Origin of the sequence: Larkinella fluvii (genome assembly GCF_051857545.1) — a bacterium.
GTDB lineage: Bacteria > Bacteroidota > Bacteroidia > Cytophagales > Spirosomataceae > Larkinella.
The window spans coordinates 118,729-136,153 of the sequence record NZ_JBPZHB010000002.1; the positions used below are offsets into that span (position 1 = coordinate 118,729).

Sequence of the window (17,425 nt, forward strand, 5' to 3'; positions counted from 1 at the left end):
TCGAATATGTATATTATATTCGACGGAAAGATGCTAAAATAATTGTTTTAGATATATGAGAGGAGTTTAAATTTAGGGTAATTATTGCCTTTTTTGTTGTTTTTTCAAGTTGAACGCATGAAAGAATTTCCTTTGGCTCACCTCTGAAAAACTGTAATTTTTTCGACATTTATCAATGAGTTACAAAGAGTGAACCAATGCTTTTTTGGCAAATTCGACCAAACTAATGCAAAAGTTTCGATAATACATTCAACCTGTTATCTTATCACTTCTTCCGAACATACACATTGTTGCTGATCGACTCCAGCCGCACTGCCGGCCCACCGCCGTTGACGGTTCCTTCCAGCAGATAACCGACCATCGGATTCTTCTGCTTTTTGTTTTTGAAGTCGATGTTTAAATCGGAATAGACCTCGCCGGTGATGGTTTTCATGGACAGATTAGCGCCCTTGGTTCCGGACCAGTTCAGGTCCACAAAACCGCTGATGGTTTTGGCAAACACCTCTTCGCTGGCGCCTTCGATGTCGATGTTGCCGTTGATGGTTTCGACGCGCAGTTTGGCTTTGCGGGGCAGAAAAACCTGGTAGTGGATGGTGCTGCAGACGTAAAAATCCTGACCATTCTTTTCGGTGCGCCAGGTCGACGTTTTTTTGCCCGGACAGTCCTCGGCTTTGCCCAGTCGCAAAAGCTCCCGGTCGTAATCGGTTTTGACGCTGATTTCAGTCGCCGTAGACGCCGATTCAACCAGCAGGGCATTGTTGAGCTGACCGCTGTTGATGGTCACCGCAATGCGGACGTAAACCTCCGGTTTGTCCCAATACCGGACCTGAATGCTGTCGGCAAACTTCAGGTGGAGGTTGACGAGCTGGTTCGGCGTGAACGGAAAGGTTTTGTCAATAATTTTTTGGGCGAAGGCCGGGCCGATAGTCAGGCCGGTCAGGAGCAAAAAGAGGAGCTTTTTCACGGGAGTAGTGCAGTTTTTGGTGGCTTACTTTTGCTTGCGGATGTAGATGTTGCTGCTGATGGTATTGAGCTGAATTTCAACTCCTCCGCCGTTGGCCGTTCCTTCGATGTGGTTGCCTCCACCCACACGCGACAAGCCTTCCTTCGCGCTTTTCAGGCCCAGATCAAAGTCGGTGTACATCTCGCCGTTGATCGACCGAAGCTTCATATTGGCCTTCGCATTGGCGGGTAGCGTCACGTCTACCGCTCCCGAAATGGTGGTGATCGACGTCGGTTTTTCCTGGCTTAGATTCGTAAAAAAGACGTTGACTTCGCCGTTGGTGGTGTTGGCGACCACGGGGCCGGTCACACTTTTGAGCGTGATGGGCGAGTTGGTGGTTCGCACTTCCAGGTCGCCGTCCATGTTGCTGATGGTGACTGCTCCGTTCCGCCAGTTGATTTGCCGGAAGAGAATGGCGACTTTTTTGGGCACCCGAATCGTGTAGTCAATGTCTTTGCGGGTGGCTTTTTCGATCTTTAACCCGCCGTTTTCCGGGGTTACGGCCAGCCCAATGCCGGAATTGTCCACGGCCGAATAATACAGCGGTTTCAGTCCTTTGGCCCGTTCCGGCGGTGCTTCCAGTCCCGACGACGCCCGGATGATGACCTCATCGCCGTCGTATCCTTCAATTTTGTATTCACCGGCGTCCATCTCGATAACGATTTTCCGGTCTTTGGCATTGGCGAGTTTAGCCTTGTATTCCTGTGCGTTGGCATCCGGAAGGCAGCATAAAGCCGTGACAATCAATAAACTGATTTTTCTCATTGGTTTGGTCTGTAAAAAGTGGAAATCGAATAAAATCAGGAAGCAGAGCGGTTTTTGGGCTGAGCCAGGCGATTCAGCCCTTCTTCCGCTTTCAGCCGGACCGCTTCCAGGAGTTGCCGGTTTTGGGCGAGTCGCTGCATCGCGTCGACGGCCCGTTTTTCCTGAATCGAAACCAGGGTTTCGATGAGCATGATCTGGACGTAGGGATCGGTCTGAATCTTCAGTGATTGAATCAGGGCTTCCCGAACGCCCGGTTCGTTGGGCAACCGCATCAAAGCCTCACAAGCCGCCAGCCGTACGTTGATGTTTTCATCAAAATTCAGCGTATTGATCAGCAACTGGGTAATCGCCTGGTCGGCTTCCGCCAACTCGTAGCTCTGATTAACAGCCTGAATGCGTTCGCTGGCCGATGTCTGGGCCGCCGGGTCGAAGTTTAGCACCTTTTTAATGGCCACCGTCGACGAACTTTCGAGCGAATCGGTCTGTGCAGAAACCCGGTTGCTGTAATAATAACCGCCCACAAAACCGCCCGCCAGCAGGGCCACACTGGCGGCCATGCGGAGCCCCCAGGTCGTCAGACTTCGGATGCGACCCTCCGAACCCAGCCGGTTGGCCAACCGGTTGTTGAATGCGGAGGACGGCTGCTCGTTGCGGACTTCGGCGAAGTAGCGAAACGGCCCGGCCTGGTTCTCCAGATGGGCGGGAACCGAGGGGCCGCGAAAAAAATCCCGCAAGGCTTTTTCTTCTTCCAGGGTGCTCTCCCCGGCGTAGTATTTTTCGAGCAGCTTTTCAATATCCTGCTTCATAATCGTTGGTCTTTAGGTAACTGTCACGCACCCGCTGTCGGGCTCTCGACAAAATCACGCGGATGTTGTTGACGGTCAGGCCCGTTACCTGTTCAATTTCCTCAAACGAATACTCCTCCACATCGCGCAGATGCAGAATCAGTTTTTGCGGGTCCGGCAAATCGCCGATGATGCGACGCAGGAGCGCGCTGCTGTCTGCTAATTCAGCCTGGCGATACGGCGAAACATCGTCTGCCTGAACGGTTGTCAGGTCGGTATTGCCGTCCACCGTCCGGTTGGCCTGGGATTTTAGTTTGTCCAGACACAGGTTTCGCGTCATCTGCACCGCCAGGGCTTCGACGCTGTGGTACGAGTCCAACTGCTGTCGTTTCGTCCAGAGCCGCAGCAACACCTCCTGCAACGTATCCTCGGCTTCTTCGCGGTTGCGCAGAAACAGTTTGGCCAACCGAAACAGTCGGCCCTGAACGGGGAGTACGATTTGTTTGAAGGCTTGTAAATCCATTTCAGAGACAAAGACGACTGAATAGGTCATTCATTACAGGGATTGTGCGAAAATTCGACTTTTTTTCGACACCCCAACTGGTATAGTCTGGAAACCGGCCGCCCGGCCGCGTTCGAAAGTCCATTGTAATTATTGTAACTACATGGATTACAACGGGAGCATACGTAGAACTACTTGCTACCAGGAAAGAAATAAGGGTAACTACTACGAGAATTTAAGGGAATTCTACCCGATTTTCACCGAAATGCGACCAACTGACCATTCACCACTTGTAAGAACCTGAGAAACTCCCTTATTTTGGCCTAAGTTTCACATCTAACTCATTCATACTAATGAAAAAATTACTCTCCTCACTCCTCGTAATGTCCCTGCTGCTGGTAGGTACGCAATCATTCGCACAATATCAGAAAGGCGATAAATTATTGAATGCCGGTATCGGTTTATCCAGTTACTACGGTGGTGGTCTTCCGATCGGAGCGTCTTTTGAAGTGGGTATTACCGACGAAATCAGTGTTGGCGCACAAGTCGACTTCTACACCTGGGGTTACAACTTCGGAGGGTATAAGTGGCGGTATACTTTTCTTCCGGTTGCTGTGCGCGGTTCTTATCACGTTAATGAATTACTTAACCTGAATAACGACAAATTAGATTTGTACGGTGGTCTGGCCTTGGGCTATTACATTTCAAGCTACAAAGATAATTCAGGCTACTCAGGATTTTACGATAATGCGTATGGTAACCAGGTTCTGTTTGGTCTGCACCTTGGTGGCCGGTATTATTTCAAACCGAATTTGGGTGCCTTTGCAGAAGTCGGTTACGGTGTTTCTGCGCTGAAATTAGGGGTTGCCTTCAAATTTTAATTAGACATCGCCACAACAAAAAACCGCCGGAAGCTCGCTTCCGGCGGTTTTTTGTTGTGAGACAAGAGAGTAGAGAGGTGAGAATAAAGACCGGTTGTGCCATGGTCTTTGCTCTCACCTCTCTGCTCTCTTGTCTATTTCAGACTCTTCACGCCCATATTCCAGAGCATAAATGCGTAAATATCCGCCGTCGACTCGATGTTTTTCTTCGTGTTGCTGGCACCGTGGCCGGAGTTGGTTTCGATCCGGATCAGCGCCGGATTCGGGCCTTTATAGTGTTCCTGCAACGTTGCCGCGTACTTGAACGAATGGGCCGGAACCACCCGGTCGTCGTGGTCGGCAGTGGTGATCATTGTGGCCGGATAAGGGATCCCCTCTTTAATATTATGAATTGGCGAATAGGCATAAATTGCCTTGAATTCGTCGGCGTTATCGCTGCTGCCATAATCCGACACCCAGCCCCAGCCGACGGTGAATTTATGAAACCGCAGCATGTCCATCACGCCCACCTGCGGAATGGCAACCCGGAACAAATCCGGCCGCTGGTTGATGACCGCGCCGACCAGCAAACCGCCGTTGGAACCGCCCCGCAGGGCCAGCTTTTGCGGTGAGGTGTACTTTTGAGCGATCAGGTACTCGGCAGCCGCAATGCAATCGTCGAACACATTCTGTTTCTTGAGTTTCATGCCCTGCTCGTGCCAGGTTTCGCCGTATTCGCTGCCTCCGCGCAGGTTCACAGACGCGTAAATGCCGCCCTGTTCCAGAAACGGAATCAGCAACGCGCTGAAACCGGGGGTGAGGGTGACGTTAAAACCGCCGTATCCGTACAGCATGGTCGGGTTGTTGCCGTCCAGTTGCAGGCCCTTCAGGTAGGTCAGGAACATCGGTACGCGGGTGCCGTCCTTGCTGGTAAAGAACACCTGTCTGGTTTCGTAATCCGCCGGTTTGAAATCGACTTCCGGCGCCCGGAACAGGGTGGTTTTCTTCGTCGCCAGGTCGTAGCGGTAAATGGTGGCCGGAAAAGTGAAGGAAGTGAAGGTGTAGAAAACGAATTGGTCGTCGCGCTCGCCATCAAATCCGCTCACCGTTCCCAGGCCCGGCAACGACACCTCATTTTCGAGCTTGCCGTTCAGGTCGTAGACGTAAACACGCGAGGTGGCATCTTTCAGGTAATTCGCAAAGAGTTTGTTACCAGCCACCGACGCGCCATCCAGTTTTTCGGGTTTTTCCGGAATCAGATCACTGATGGCACCGGTTTTGGGCATCACTCTGGAAAGCTTGTAATTCGGTGCGCCGTTATTGTGATACACCAGCAACTGATCGCCCACATTGTCGACCACCGAGTAGTTGTATTTGAAGCCTTCGAAAAGTCGCTTGAATTGCTTGTCACCGGCCTGCAGGTCTTTATACCAGACCTCGGACCCGTCGGTGCCCTCGGAAATGTTCAGGACCAGAAACCGTTCGTCCTCAGTGGTTTGTGAAAAGAAATACCGCAACGGATGCGCTTTGTCTTCATACACCAGTTCGTCCTGGGCCTGAGCAGTTCCCTGCCGGTGGAAATACACCTTCATGAACTCATTTTTGGACGATAACTCCTGTCCGGCAGCGGGTTTGTCGTACCGGCTGTAATAAAAACCGTCGCCTTTCCAGGCCGCCCCCGTGAATTTCACCCATTCGAGCTTGTCGGGCAGCGGTTTTAAGGTTTGCATGTCCATCACGTAGATTTCCTGCCAGTCGGACCCCGCTTTCGACAGCGCATAGGCGGCATACCGACCGTTTTTCGACAGATCGAAGCTCGTGAGCCGCGTCGTGCCGTCGGCCGAAAGCTGGTTGGGGTCGATTACCACCTCGGGCGTGCCGGTCAGGCCCTTCTGCCGGTATAAAACCGACTGATTTTGCAGTCCGTCGTTTTTGTAAAAGTAAAACCACTCATTTTTACGACCCGGAGCCGAAAAACGGGGGTAATTGATGATCTGTTCGAGCCGCTTTTCCAGTTGCTTCCGGTAAGGAATCTGCTCCAGATACCCGAAGGTAACAGCATTCTGGGCTTTCACCCACGCACCGGTTTCCGCCGACCGGTCGTCTTCGAGCCAGCGGTAGGGGTCGGCCACTTTCGTGCCGTGGTAGTCGTCGATCTGATCCGTTTTGCGGGTTTTGGGGTAGTTTAGGGGAGTGGATTGGGCTATAGCCCCGGAGATTTCAAGCATAAGAAACAGACCAGTCAGGATGGATTTTAAGAACATGCCTATCAAATAGGTTAATAAGAAAATGAGTCGATAAAATCCAAATTACGACTTTTGATCTGATTGGAACGCTGATTGGGCGGATTTAACGGATCAAAACAGATTTTATCTGCGTTAATCCGTTAAATCCGCCCAATCGCATCGGCGACCCGGCCGTGTTCCCACTCTTTACAAAATATCCCACCAATTTTTCACCGCCTGCGTATCGCCCCCGATGTTTTTGGCGGCTGCGGCACTGTTGGCCGCATTGCTGGCCCGGCTTCCACTGGGGTATTTCAGCCGTTTCGGAACGTCTTTCACGTCCGGGTCCAGGCTACCCGATGCCGGGTCGATGAACAGGATTTCGCCGTTCGGTTTTTTCGGGTCCAGCCGCAACCGTTCCATCCAGGCCTGCAACCCCTGCATGTAGAGCGCCAGCCATTTTTGCGTACCAATCACGTTTTTGAACGTGCCGGCTTTATATGGAACCCCTTCAAGGTAGGCCGCGACCACTTTCGAATCCGTGATTCCCCACTGTGTCATGGAAGCGGTTACGGCGGTTTTATAGAGGTCTTCCGCCGTTTCGGTGCCGACGTTCATCCCGCGCGCAGCGGCTTCGGATTTGGCAAAGGCAATTTCGGCGTAGGTGATCATATATCCCTTGGCCGACCCGCTGTAGGCCACCACACCCGGTTTAGACAAGCCAATCATGGTTGGCGAATTGGCTTCCGTGCCATACACTTTGCCGATGTACTTGCCATTCGTGTCGTCCGGACGGGCAAAAATTGGTAATCGCGGATCGTTGACGGATTTCAGATAATCCACCAGGGTCGATGTTACGGCGAATTCCACCAGCGGTCTTTCGACGTCGTTATACGGAAACCGGTTGGTCGTTGAAGCCACATTGTACGGAAAAAAAGCATCCTGGCTGACGCTGGTCAGGGTGTTTTTAACCGCATCTTCAATGACGGTTTTGGCTTCGGCGGGTTGCGCATCGGCGATTCGCAAGGCCATGCGAATCCGTAGGGCATTGCCGATCCGGACCCATTGTTTGGCATCTCCGTTGGCTACGATGTCGCCCCGAATCGGGCCGGATGACGTGTTTTGCAGAATGTCGATTTGCTTTTTCAACGAAGCCAGCAGGCCAGTGTAGACATCTTTCCCTTTGTCATAAACGGGTTGCGGAATGTCGTCGCCTTTGAGGGCCTGCGAATAGGGGATGTCGACGTAGACGTCGGTCAGTACGTGAAACAGCCAGCTTTTCAGGATTTCGGCCACGGCCAGCGTGTGCGGATTGCTTTCTTCCGGGTGCCGGTTGTAGTAGTTCTGGATTTCCTGCAAGTCCATCAGCGGGCCGGCATACAGGCTGTTCCACAAACCGTCGTTGGTAAACAGAAAACGACCGTCGGAGGTCTTGTCGGTGCCCATCCAGTATTGCGAAAGCTCCATGCCGATGCGTCCGTTGAAATACGTATCGTACATCAGATCCGACGCCCGTTTTTCGGCATTGGCCAGGAGGAATTCGGGCTGGGTTTCGCTGGAACGAGCCGGATCGGTGTTCAGCTCCTCAAAGTTTTGGCATCCTGAAAAGGCGATCAGCAGGGCCGCCAACAGGAAAATGGTATTGAATTTCATGGGAATAAATGTTATGATTTTGCGTGCCCGGTCCGGGCTTGCCTTAAAACGTCATGTTGATATTCACACCGTAACTGCGAACCGCGGGCAGGGCACCGCCTTCAAAACCAATCTGGTTGCTGATGGAATTGGTGATGTTCGCCGGGTCCACATTAGGCGCATTGCTCTTAATCAGCCAGAGGTTCCGGCCCGTCAGGGTGAGCCGCAAAGCCTGCATCCGGATTTTTTTGGCGACGGCATCCGGGAAATTCCAGCCCAGCCGAACTTCACGTAAATAGATGAAGCTGCCATCGTATAAATTGGCTTTGCTGATCCGGTTTCCACCATCGGCGTTGAAGTGCGTGCGGGCCGTAATCACCACATCGTTCGGGGTGCCGTCGGCTTTCACGCCCGGGTTGATCAGCCCCTTTTCGCGAATATCGCCCACGGCGGTTTCAGCCAGCATACCGGATTTATTGCCGTACAAATTGGTGTACGAAAAGAAATCTCCGCCTTTCTGGAAGTCGACCAGCGCAGAAAGATAAAGGCTCCTGAAACTGAATGTATTGGAGAGACCACCGATAAAATCGGGGTTGGCATCGCCAATGATCACCGGTGTTGGCGTGACGTTGTAGGTGCCATTGGCACCCACCGTTCGGTTCCCATTGGCGTCGTAGACGTAGTCCGTACCAAGCATGGTGCCCAGCGACTTGCCTTTTTGCGCCACCATCGAGACCTTGTTGGTACGACGTTCCGTGCCGATCACAAACCGCTCGATCCCTTGGATGTTATCCGTGTTGAGGTCAAGCACGGTATTTTTGTTTTTCGAAAAGTTCAGGGCCATACGCCAGCTAAAATTGCGGGTGGTCACGGGCGATGCCGAAAGCGTTAGCTCAATGCCCCGGTTCTGAACCGTTCCGCCGTTGACAACTTTAGTCGAAAAACCGCTTTCGGCGGGTATCTGAACATCCCAGATCTGGTTTTTGGTCCGACGGTCGTAGTACGTAAAATTAAGCCCGAGCAATTCATTGAAGAATTTTAAGTCAACACCGCCTTCTACTTCCGACGAAAGTTCCGGTTTTAACTTGCTGTTAAACAGCTTGTCGGACGTGCTTTGCAGCGGGAATGTATTAAACGGTGCCACGTAATCATAATACCGGGAAACGCTGTAGGGGTTGGCATCGTTTCCGACCTGTGCATACGACAGACGCGCCTTGCCGAGGGTGAGCCAGTTGGTCTTGGGCAACACATCCGAGAAGATAAAGGAACCGGCAACCGACGGATAGAAATACGAGAAATTACCGGTTTGCTGTAGCGTCGAAGCCCAGTCATTTCGGCCCGTAGCCGTTAGATACAGTAATTTTTTATACCCCAATGTGGCCGACGCAAAAAGGGAATTGGTCTGCCGGTTTCCGTATGCATTCGAAATCGTTGCCGGAAGAACCGAATTTTGCAACACATACACCAGCGGGTTCTGAAGGCCGCCATTCGTGGTGCCCGCGTCCACACTCGATTTGATGCTCAGGATGTTACCACCCGCCACGGCCTCCAGGCTCAGTTTGGAATCCATGAATGTCTTGTTCAGATTCAGCGTGCCCTGGTAGTTGGTTTCGTTGTTGATCGCTACCCGTTTGGCATACGACCCAACGAAAAACCCTTTGGCACTGCGCACTTCGTCGAGGTGATTTAGGTAATCCGAGAACACCCGCACGTCGGCCGATAGCCAGTCGTTGATTTTATACGTCAAACCGGCATTGCCGAAATAGCGGTTGTTCTGATCGGTGTTGAAGCTTTCATACTGGTTCCAGTACGGATTTTGGGTAAACGCCGGTTTTTGAATGTTCCAGGCCGTGCGGTTCCACGATTGCTCTGTTCCGTCGGCGTATTTGTAGTCTTTCAGATACGCATCGTCGATCTGGCGCTGGCCATACATGACGTAAAACAACATGGGGTTGTTGCCGAAAAAGCCGGTTCCGGGTCGCCCTTTGGAGTTGTCGTGTACGTAATTGATGCCACCGCTGAAGGTGAATTTGTCGGTAAATTTATACGTCGTGTTAAGGCTGATGAAAAACCGGTTCAGGTGGCTGCCGGGATAAATAAAGTTCTGCTTCGTTTGCCCCAGCGAAAACCGGATGGAGCCTTTATCGGAACTGCTGGCAACCGACAAGTTATTGGAAAACGTGAAGCCGGTTTTGAAAAAATCCTTCGCATTGTTGGGGTGGGCGCTCCAGGGAGCGGTTTTTCCGAAATTCGGATTGTTCCGATCCTGGTCCCACGACCAGTAGTGCCGCACCAGCGTGCCGTCCAGTTTTGGCCCCCACGATTCATCGGTGCCGTAGTCCGGAATCAGGTCATATTTGCCTTTCCCATCATTGTCGTCATACGTTCCACCGCCGGGCAGAAAACCGGTCGGATTCTGATTGACATACAATTTGGTGAATGCGGAGCTGCCCCCGCCCCCGTACGAATTCTGTAGTTTGGGCAACATCGAAACCTGGTCGACCTGCATGTTGAGGTCATAATTGACCGAAATACTGCCGGACCCTTTGCCGGTTTTGGTGGTGATGTAAATGACGCCGTTCTGCCCGCGGCTGCCGTACAGGGCCGTCGCAGCGGCTCCTTTCAGCACCGAAATGTTTTCGACATCATTGGGATTGATCAATTGGGCCGGGTTGCCGTAATCATAGCCGCCACCTCCGGTACCCTGTCCACCCGTTGTTCCGTAGGAGTTGAGGTTCATGTTGGCCATCGGCACGCCGTCCACGATAAAAAGGGCGTTGTTGTTGCCGGAAATGGATTTCAGTCCGCGAATGGTCACCCGCGACGAACCGCCCATGGAACCGCTGTTGCCGCCGATCTGCACGCCCGCCAGTTTGCCCTGCAACGAATTGATAAAGTTGACTTCCCGGGCTTCCTGAATACCGCTTCCGTCGATCTGTTGTATGGCATAGCCCACATTGCGGGTGTTGCGCTGAACCCCCAGCGCGGTTACCACCACTTCGCTCAGACTTTTGACGTCCGGTATCAACTTGACGGTCACTTTCGACATGGCGGGTGTGACCTGGACCTCCTCGGTTCGGAAGCCGATGGAAGAAATGGTTAAGGTCTGGTTGCCGGATGGCATGGAAACGGTGAAGGTTCCGTCTCCGGCGGTGGTGGTTCCGGTGGTGGTTCCTTTGACGACCACATTGGCCGCGGGGACTGCCGCACTGGTCTCATCAATGACTTTTCCGGTGACTTGCCGGTTTTGAGCCTGGACATGCTGCGTCCACATCGCTATGCCGAACAGCGTCAGCAAGCAATTGCATAAATTTTTCCTCATGGGTTTAGTGTTAATTGGGTAACAATACTTCGGTAATGTTACATATTATAATGATAATATAAATCTAATTTATACGTTTGTTTGGCTGTAAAATGGAAGAAACATCCAGTTTAAGATTCTAATGTTGCTATTTTTTCGAGACCGTTCAGAAATCTAATGGGCTGGTTAAAAACCAAGTACACCGGTTTTTACGGATACCGGAAACGGCTTTTCGAATAGAAATAGTGAATAGAAATAGTTTATAAAAGCGGGAAATGAAATAGTATTGCAGTGTGATTGGTAACGAATCAATTTCGCTATCGAAACGAGTTTGTCTTAATTCCTGTCTTTCTAGTTACCATAAACCGCATTATATGCCTAAAAATCTACTTTCAAAAGTTGGAATCGTATTGGTATTGTTGTTGGGAGCCGCAACGCTCCGTGCCCAGGTGGTGGTTTCGTGGCCACAAAACGGGATGGTCTTTCAGCGTGGTTCCGACAACAAAGCGAGCGTAAAATGCATCATTACCTCGACCAACGGGCAGGCCATTTCGTCCCTGCAACTGCTGTTTTACAAGTATACCCTGGCCAGCGGCACGCAGGGGCCACTCAATCCGGTGACGGGCAATTCGCAAAGCTGGACGACGGTGCCGATTTCCGGGGGCGGGACGTGTCAGGTTACCGCTCAGATCGACGTGGCTGGCGGGATGTATAAAGTCAAAGCGAAAGACAACAGCGGTCGGGAAACGGCCGAATTCGACCTCGGCGTCGGCGAGGTGTTTGCCATTGCCGGCCAATCCAACGCTTCGGGCATTGTGAATGCAAACAACCCGGCTTATGAAACGGGTAATGCGACCTTCGTCCGGTTTTTTAATGAGAAAGACCAGAGTAACAACCTGCAGGGGTTCGAAGAAAACGATCCGGGAAAGTGTGCCGGTTGTTCACCCGAAACGGTTTATTTTCAATGGTATTGGGGCGGATTGGGCAACAAGCTAATACAGACGCTGAATGTGCCGGTGGCCTTCTACCAGAACTCCATGTCGTCAACGAGCGTGGTGGAATGGCGAAACAGCAGCCAGAACCGCAATACGCCCTTCAACGATGGACAGCCCCGGTTTATCAACGGGTTTCCGTACCGGAATTTGAAGAATTTTCTGACGGGCCGGGCCAAACAGACGGGCTTACGGGCTATTCTCTGGCACCAGGGCGAAAACGACATCCGGGGGGATCCTTCTGCGCCCAATGACTCGCCTGCCAACACAACGGGCGGTTTTCCGAGAGCGACGCGGTATTATGACGTACGGACCAATGCCATCAATATGTCAGAAACCGATGACAACATACTGAATGAATTGATCGGGCAAAGCCGGGCCGATCTCGGTGCCGATGTTCCCTGGGTCGTTGCCCAGGCCAGTCATCTGCGTGGTATCACCGATCCGCTGGTCATTCAGCGGCAGGTTAAGGTGATCGGGTATGCCACCCACGAGAACAGCAATCCGGCCGCTGCACCCAAAGCGTTTGGCGATCCGTTTGTGTCGCCCTATGGCCGGGCCAACATCTTCAATGGCCCGAATACCGACCAGTTTGGCAATTCATACCGGCAACCGGATCCCGATAAAACGCATTTCAACAACCTGGGACAGAGCGCCGTTGCGACGGAATGGAACAAGGCTCTGACGACGGCGTATAACGGGCAGACCTTTTTCAACGCTTCGGTACCGATGCTCAACAGGGGCGAAACGACCGGTGTGCCGACCAACGTGGCCTGCAATCCGACGACGCCCCCCGTGGTTAGCGGCAACTTTGACGGCTATCTCTACGGCGCGGACTGCGAAACGTTCCGGGGCTGGGCCTGGGACGCCAATCAGCGAAATACCCCGATTTCGGTTCAGATTCTGGACGGAACAACGGTTATTGCTACCCTGACCGCCGATGAATTCCGGCAGGATCTGGCCAACGCCGGCAAAGGCGACGGACGCCATGCGTTTCGCTACTTCATCGACAACAGCCTGAAAAACGGGGCGAAACATAGCCTTTCGGCCCGCGTAACGGGCAGCAGTTTTGTGCTGAAAAGTGGCCCCAAAGTGATTGAATGTCAGGGAACCGGCACACCACCACCGGCCAACAACCCGCCACAACCCCCCACGGTGGCCGCGTTGTCGGCCCAGCAGGGCGTAGCCTATTCGACGACTTTACCGGCTTTTACGGACCCGGATGGCGAAACACTCACCTACGGTTTGTCACCCGTACCGACCGGCCTGGGCTTCAATCCGGCCAGCCGGGTGCTGAGCGGGACGCCCACGGTCAATGGCACGTTTACCCTGACGTATACGGCAACCGATCCGCGGGGCGGCACCGGCTCAACACCGGTAACCTTGACGATACAGCCTCCGGCTACACAACCGCCATCGTCGACTACCGTGACGGGCAGCTTTGAAGGTTACCTGGACAAAGTGGAGTGCGGCACCATGCGGGGCTGGGTTTGGGATCGGAACAAGCCCAATACTCCCATGACGGTTGAGTTTTACGCCAACGGCGTTGCCATCGGCACGACCGAAGCCAACATTTACCGGCAGGATCTGAAGGATGCCGCCAAGGGCAACGGCGCTCATGCGTACAGCTTTACGACACCGGCCAGTCTGAAGAATAATGCCACGCATCAAATCAGTGCAAAGATCCTGAACAGCAGTTACACCCTGAAGGGGGCGCCGAAACCGCTGACGTGTGCGCCCCCGGCGGCCCGCGTGTCGGCGGGTGTTCCGGAGCGAAACTTGACAGTGACGGTTTTGGGTAATCCGGTGGGCGAAACCATTGGGGTGGAAGTCCGCGGAGCCGAAGGTCAATCCCTGCATTTACAGCTTTCCGATCTGAATGGCCGCACGCTGGCAGAACAGGACGTGGCCGAAGCCGGAGCCGTTGAAATTCAGCACTTGCCGGTAGGACGACAGCCGACGGGCTTGCTTCTGCTGCGGGTCGTGAGCGGTCAGCAAGCGGTTACGGTCAAGGTGCTGAAACCGTAGAAAGACAAGAGAGATAAGACAAGAGAGGAAAGACGGGAGAATAAAGACAGCCAGTAGCGGTTTTTTGTCTTTTCTCTCTGGTCTTTCCTCTCTTGTCTTAACAACATTTGCAGGTTACCGATCTATCTGTTAATTTACCCTGATGTTTCCGTTTCGGTGACAAATGAAACTAACCCGTATCTTGTTCCTGCTCTGCTGGCTGATCGTCCTCGGGTCGCCGGTGGCTTCGGGAGCCCCGAAAGACCCGCTCAGTCAGTCCCTCCGGATTGATCACATTGGCGTTGACGATGGTCTGACGCAAGGGTCGGTGTATCACATGCTGACCGACAGCCGGGGGTTTCTGTGGTTGGGTACGCAGGACGGTCTGAACCGGTATGACGGGGCGCATTTTCGGCATTACCGCCCCAATCTGACCGATTCCACGGCCATTGTCGGCATCAATATCTCCGGGATTGTGGAAGATCGCAACGGCAATCTCTGGATTGGTACGGAATACGGGCTCAACTACTACGACCGGGCGACCGACCATTTCACCTGCATTTATTCGTATTCGAAAGCCAAAAAACCGTTAAAAAGCAAAACCATTCCGTTTTACGCCAACGGCCAGGAGGTGCTGTATTACAGTGAAACCGAAGGACTGGTTTCGTTGACGATCAAAACCCGCCAGAAGCTGGTGCTGGACCCGGGAGTCCGGCCCACGCATGAATACGACCAGTTGAATTCGACCGTTCGGACTCCGCTGGGCGATGTGTGGCTCCACGCGCCAACCGGTTTGATTCGGTATAATCTCTACGAACGGCGGGCTCACTATTATTTCAGCAACCACCCCACCAACGAAGCGGGCCCGGCGGTGGGTGTTTTCTCGTTTCATTGCGATACGGCGGGGGTGGTCTGGCTCGGAACCGCAGCCGGTATGATTCGGTTTGAGCCACAAACGGGTCGTTATCAAACGTTTATGCCGGATGGCGGACGTTCTCTGACTTCGGTTTACACGATTGCGGAAGACCACGACGGTCGGTTGTGGCTTGGCACCCAGCGAAGTGGAATCTGGCTGTTTGACAAAAAGACCAACCGGTTTAGCCCCGTCAGCGGTTTTACCAACAGCTCCCGGCAATTATCCGATTACGAAATCTGCAAAATCTACATCGACCGACAGGGCATTATCTGGGCGAATACCGACCCGGATGGCCTGGCCCGTATCGTGCCGGGCAGTACTTTTTTTGGCGGCATGGCCGTTTCCAAAAACGAACCGCACGTGGCCAAAGACCCGTCGACGCTCAGCCATTTTGTGGTGCGCGGTTTTCTGGAGACCTCCCCAACGGAGTTGTGGATTGCCACCGAACGAAGCCTCGACGTGTTGGACCGCTCCCAAAATCGCATCATCCGGCGGTATCTGACGCAGGCTAAATACAGCGATTTGCCCTCCCGAACCCTCATCAAATGCCTGTATAAAGACCCGCAGGGCCGAATCTGGGTCGGCACGAACGGGGGCGTTTTTACCTTCGATAAAGAGAAATCAACCTTCCGGAAAATTCCGCTGCCGGGTTCGCCCAACAGCAAGGTAGTCGAAAATTTTGTCCGTCGGCTGTTGGCCATCGATGACAATACCATGCTGGCGGCCACCGAAGATGGCCTTTTTCTGCTCGATGTTCGCCAGAAGAAGTTTACCCTGCTGCCGACGATGGTTCATCAGAACATTTTTAGCCTGGCCCGCGACCGCGCCGGTCGCTACTGGGTGGGAACCTACTCGGCCGGATTCTACTGTTATGAGCGGCCACCTATTGGCAAAGAGGTTGAACCACAGCAAATTGTGAAAGGTCTGGACGGCTATACGGTTCTTTATTTTTACGAAGATCCCGTTCATCCCATCGTCTGGATGGCGACGGACAAAGGGCTGGCGGCTCTGAACACCAAAACCGGCCGCATCAGCCTCTATGACCAGCAACACGGGCTGGCGAATCCGTTCATTTACGGCATTCTGCCGGATCACCAGAACCGGCTGTGGATGAGTACAAACCGGGGCCTGGCTTTCTTTAATCCCACTACAAAGAAGTTCAAAAACTTCGACATGTCCGACGGGTTGCAGGGCTACGAGTTCAACGGAAATGCGTATTTCCGAACCCGGGACGGCGAGCTGTTTTTTGGTGGGGTGAATGGATTTAACCGGTTTTATCCGGAGCAGTTCCGGACCAGTTCGTATATGCCGGCGGTTCATATTCACACGATGAGCGTCAATGAAAAGCCTTATCAGTCAGAGGGTTATATTGGTGAGGTGGCCCGAGTCGAACTGCCTTACAATCAGAATACCGTAGCCCTTGAATTTACAGCCCTGGACTATTATAGCAACGGCCGGAACCAGTACCAGTATCAACTCGTTGGCTACGATGACCAGTGGGTGCAGTCGGGGCTGGACACCTACGTCCGGTATGCCAATCTGCCGCCGGGAACCTACACCTTCCGGGTAAAAGCGGCCAACAAGGATGGGCAGTGGAGTCCGAAAATCAAGCGGTTGACGGTGGTGATTCAGCCGCCGTTCTGGCAACGGGCGTGGTTTCTGGTGTTGCTGGGATTACTGGTCGGCGCGATCGGTTTTTACTGGCTTCGCCGGCGCGAAAACCGGATTCACCGGCAGCACCAGCGGAACACCCGGCTGGCCGTGGAATTGCAGGAGCAGATCAAGAAAAACCTGGCCCGCGATCTGCACGACGAGATCGGAACCCAACTGGCGACGCTGAAACTGTACGTCGGGCGGCTGGTCGATCCGCCCACCCATCCCGTTCGGTCGACCTCTTTGAGCGAGCTGGCGCGGCAACTCATCAGCGACATCATCGGCAACATTCGCAACCTGCTGCGGGAGCTGAGTCCCCGAACGCTCGAGCAGTATGGCTATGCGGCTGCCGTGGAAGAACTGCTTTCCCGCATCGACAAATCGACGATTGAAACGCACTTCTGGGCCGACGAACTGCCGGCGCGGCTGAATCCCGAAACCGAACTGATGCTGTACCGGATTACGCAGGAATTATTGAACAACACGCTGAAACACGCCAACGCGCGGCAGGTGAGTATTCGGCTGGTGTATGAAGAACCGCTATTGAAACTCTATTACAACGACGACGGCCAGGGGTTCGACTACAAAGAAGCCCGGCGGGGGTTGGGCATCGGCAACATCGAGTCGCGGGTGGCGCTGATCAACGGCGAAATCGACTGGCAATCGACGCCCGGCGATGGCACACGGGCCATTGTAACATTAACCTACCGGCCGACGAGCCGGTTTTCGCTGGACCGGCTGGAGCGGTCGATCAAAAAAGTGACGGCTTTGTTTTAATTCCGTC

General features: G+C 53.2%; 10 protein-coding genes. 3 read left to right on the top strand and 7 right to left on the bottom strand.

Features of this window, described 5'->3' with window-relative positions; genetic code table 11:
- Positions 1-265 precede the first annotated feature (265 nt).
- The 4 genes from ACS5NO_RS04605 to ACS5NO_RS04620 are packed head-to-tail and all read right to left on the bottom strand — an operon-like array spanning position 266 to position 3,106.
- On the bottom strand, positions 266-964 hold the full coding sequence (locus ACS5NO_RS04605) for a DUF4097 family beta strand repeat-containing protein (RefSeq protein WP_114404041.1): 699 nt from the start codon (positions 962-964) through the stop codon (positions 266-268).
- A 24-nt stretch (positions 965-988) separates the two neighbouring features.
- On the bottom strand, positions 989-1,768 hold the full coding sequence (locus ACS5NO_RS04610) for a DUF4097 family beta strand repeat-containing protein (RefSeq protein ID WP_114404040.1): 780 nt from the start codon (positions 1,766-1,768) through the stop codon (positions 989-991).
- Positions 1,769-1,803: 35 nt separating this feature from the next.
- Positions 1,804-2,574 carry a HEAT repeat domain-containing protein gene (locus ACS5NO_RS04615; RefSeq protein WP_439414056.1) on the bottom strand — a complete coding sequence of 257 codons (771 nt, stop codon included), beginning with the start codon at positions 2,572-2,574 and terminating at the stop codon, positions 1,804-1,806.
- The gene (locus tag ACS5NO_RS04620) at positions 2,558-3,106 is read right to left on the bottom strand and encodes a GFO_1088 family ECF-type sigma factor (RefSeq protein WP_439414057.1); all 549 of its coding nucleotides are present in this window, start codon (positions 3,104-3,106) and stop codon (positions 2,558-2,560) included. Before ACS5NO_RS04620 ends, ACS5NO_RS04615 begins: the two co-directional genes overlap by 17 nt.
- 302 nt (positions 3,107-3,408) lie before the next feature.
- Between ACS5NO_RS04620 and ACS5NO_RS04625 the strand changes: the two genes are divergently transcribed.
- Positions 3,409-3,936: a hypothetical protein gene (locus ACS5NO_RS04625; RefSeq protein ID WP_439414058.1), complete on the top strand. Its 528-nt coding sequence runs from the start codon at positions 3,409-3,411 to the stop codon at positions 3,934-3,936.
- 134 nt (positions 3,937-4,070) lie between these two features.
- Here ACS5NO_RS04625 and ACS5NO_RS04630 read toward each other — a convergent pair whose 3' ends face one another.
- The 3 genes from ACS5NO_RS04630 to ACS5NO_RS04640 all read right to left on the bottom strand — a co-directional run bounded on the left by ACS5NO_RS04630 (position 4,071) and on the right by ACS5NO_RS04640 (position 11,094).
- Positions 4,071-6,143, bottom strand: coding sequence for a prolyl oligopeptidase family serine peptidase (locus tag ACS5NO_RS04630; protein WP_439414059.1), 2,073 nt, complete (start codon positions 6,141-6,143; stop codon positions 4,071-4,073).
- A gap of 204 nt (positions 6,144-6,347) precedes the next feature.
- A complete protein-coding gene (locus ACS5NO_RS04635) occupies positions 6,348-7,793 on the bottom strand; it encodes a SusD/RagB family nutrient-binding outer membrane lipoprotein (RefSeq protein WP_439414060.1) in 1,446 nt (481 codons plus the stop codon).
- A gap of 43 nt (positions 7,794-7,836) precedes the next feature.
- Positions 7,837-11,094, bottom strand: a complete 3,258-nt coding sequence (locus tag ACS5NO_RS04640; protein ID WP_439414061.1) for a SusC/RagA family TonB-linked outer membrane protein — start codon at positions 11,092-11,094, stop codon at positions 7,837-7,839.
- Between the two features lie 353 nt (positions 11,095-11,447).
- Here ACS5NO_RS04640 and ACS5NO_RS04645 point away from each other — a divergent pair, with 353 nt between their 5' ends.
- Together ACS5NO_RS04645 and ACS5NO_RS04650 are read left to right on the top strand one after the other, a co-directional pair.
- Positions 11,448-14,093: a putative Ig domain-containing protein gene (locus tag ACS5NO_RS04645; RefSeq protein ID WP_439414062.1), complete on the top strand. Its 2,646-nt coding sequence runs from the start codon at positions 11,448-11,450 to the stop codon at positions 14,091-14,093.
- 163 nt (positions 14,094-14,256) lie between these two features.
- Complete coding sequence (locus tag ACS5NO_RS04650; RefSeq protein WP_439414063.1) at positions 14,257-17,418, top strand: ligand-binding sensor domain-containing protein; 3,162 nt, start codon at positions 14,257-14,259, stop codon at positions 17,416-17,418.
- The last annotated feature ends 7 nt before the right edge of the window (positions 17,419-17,425 follow it).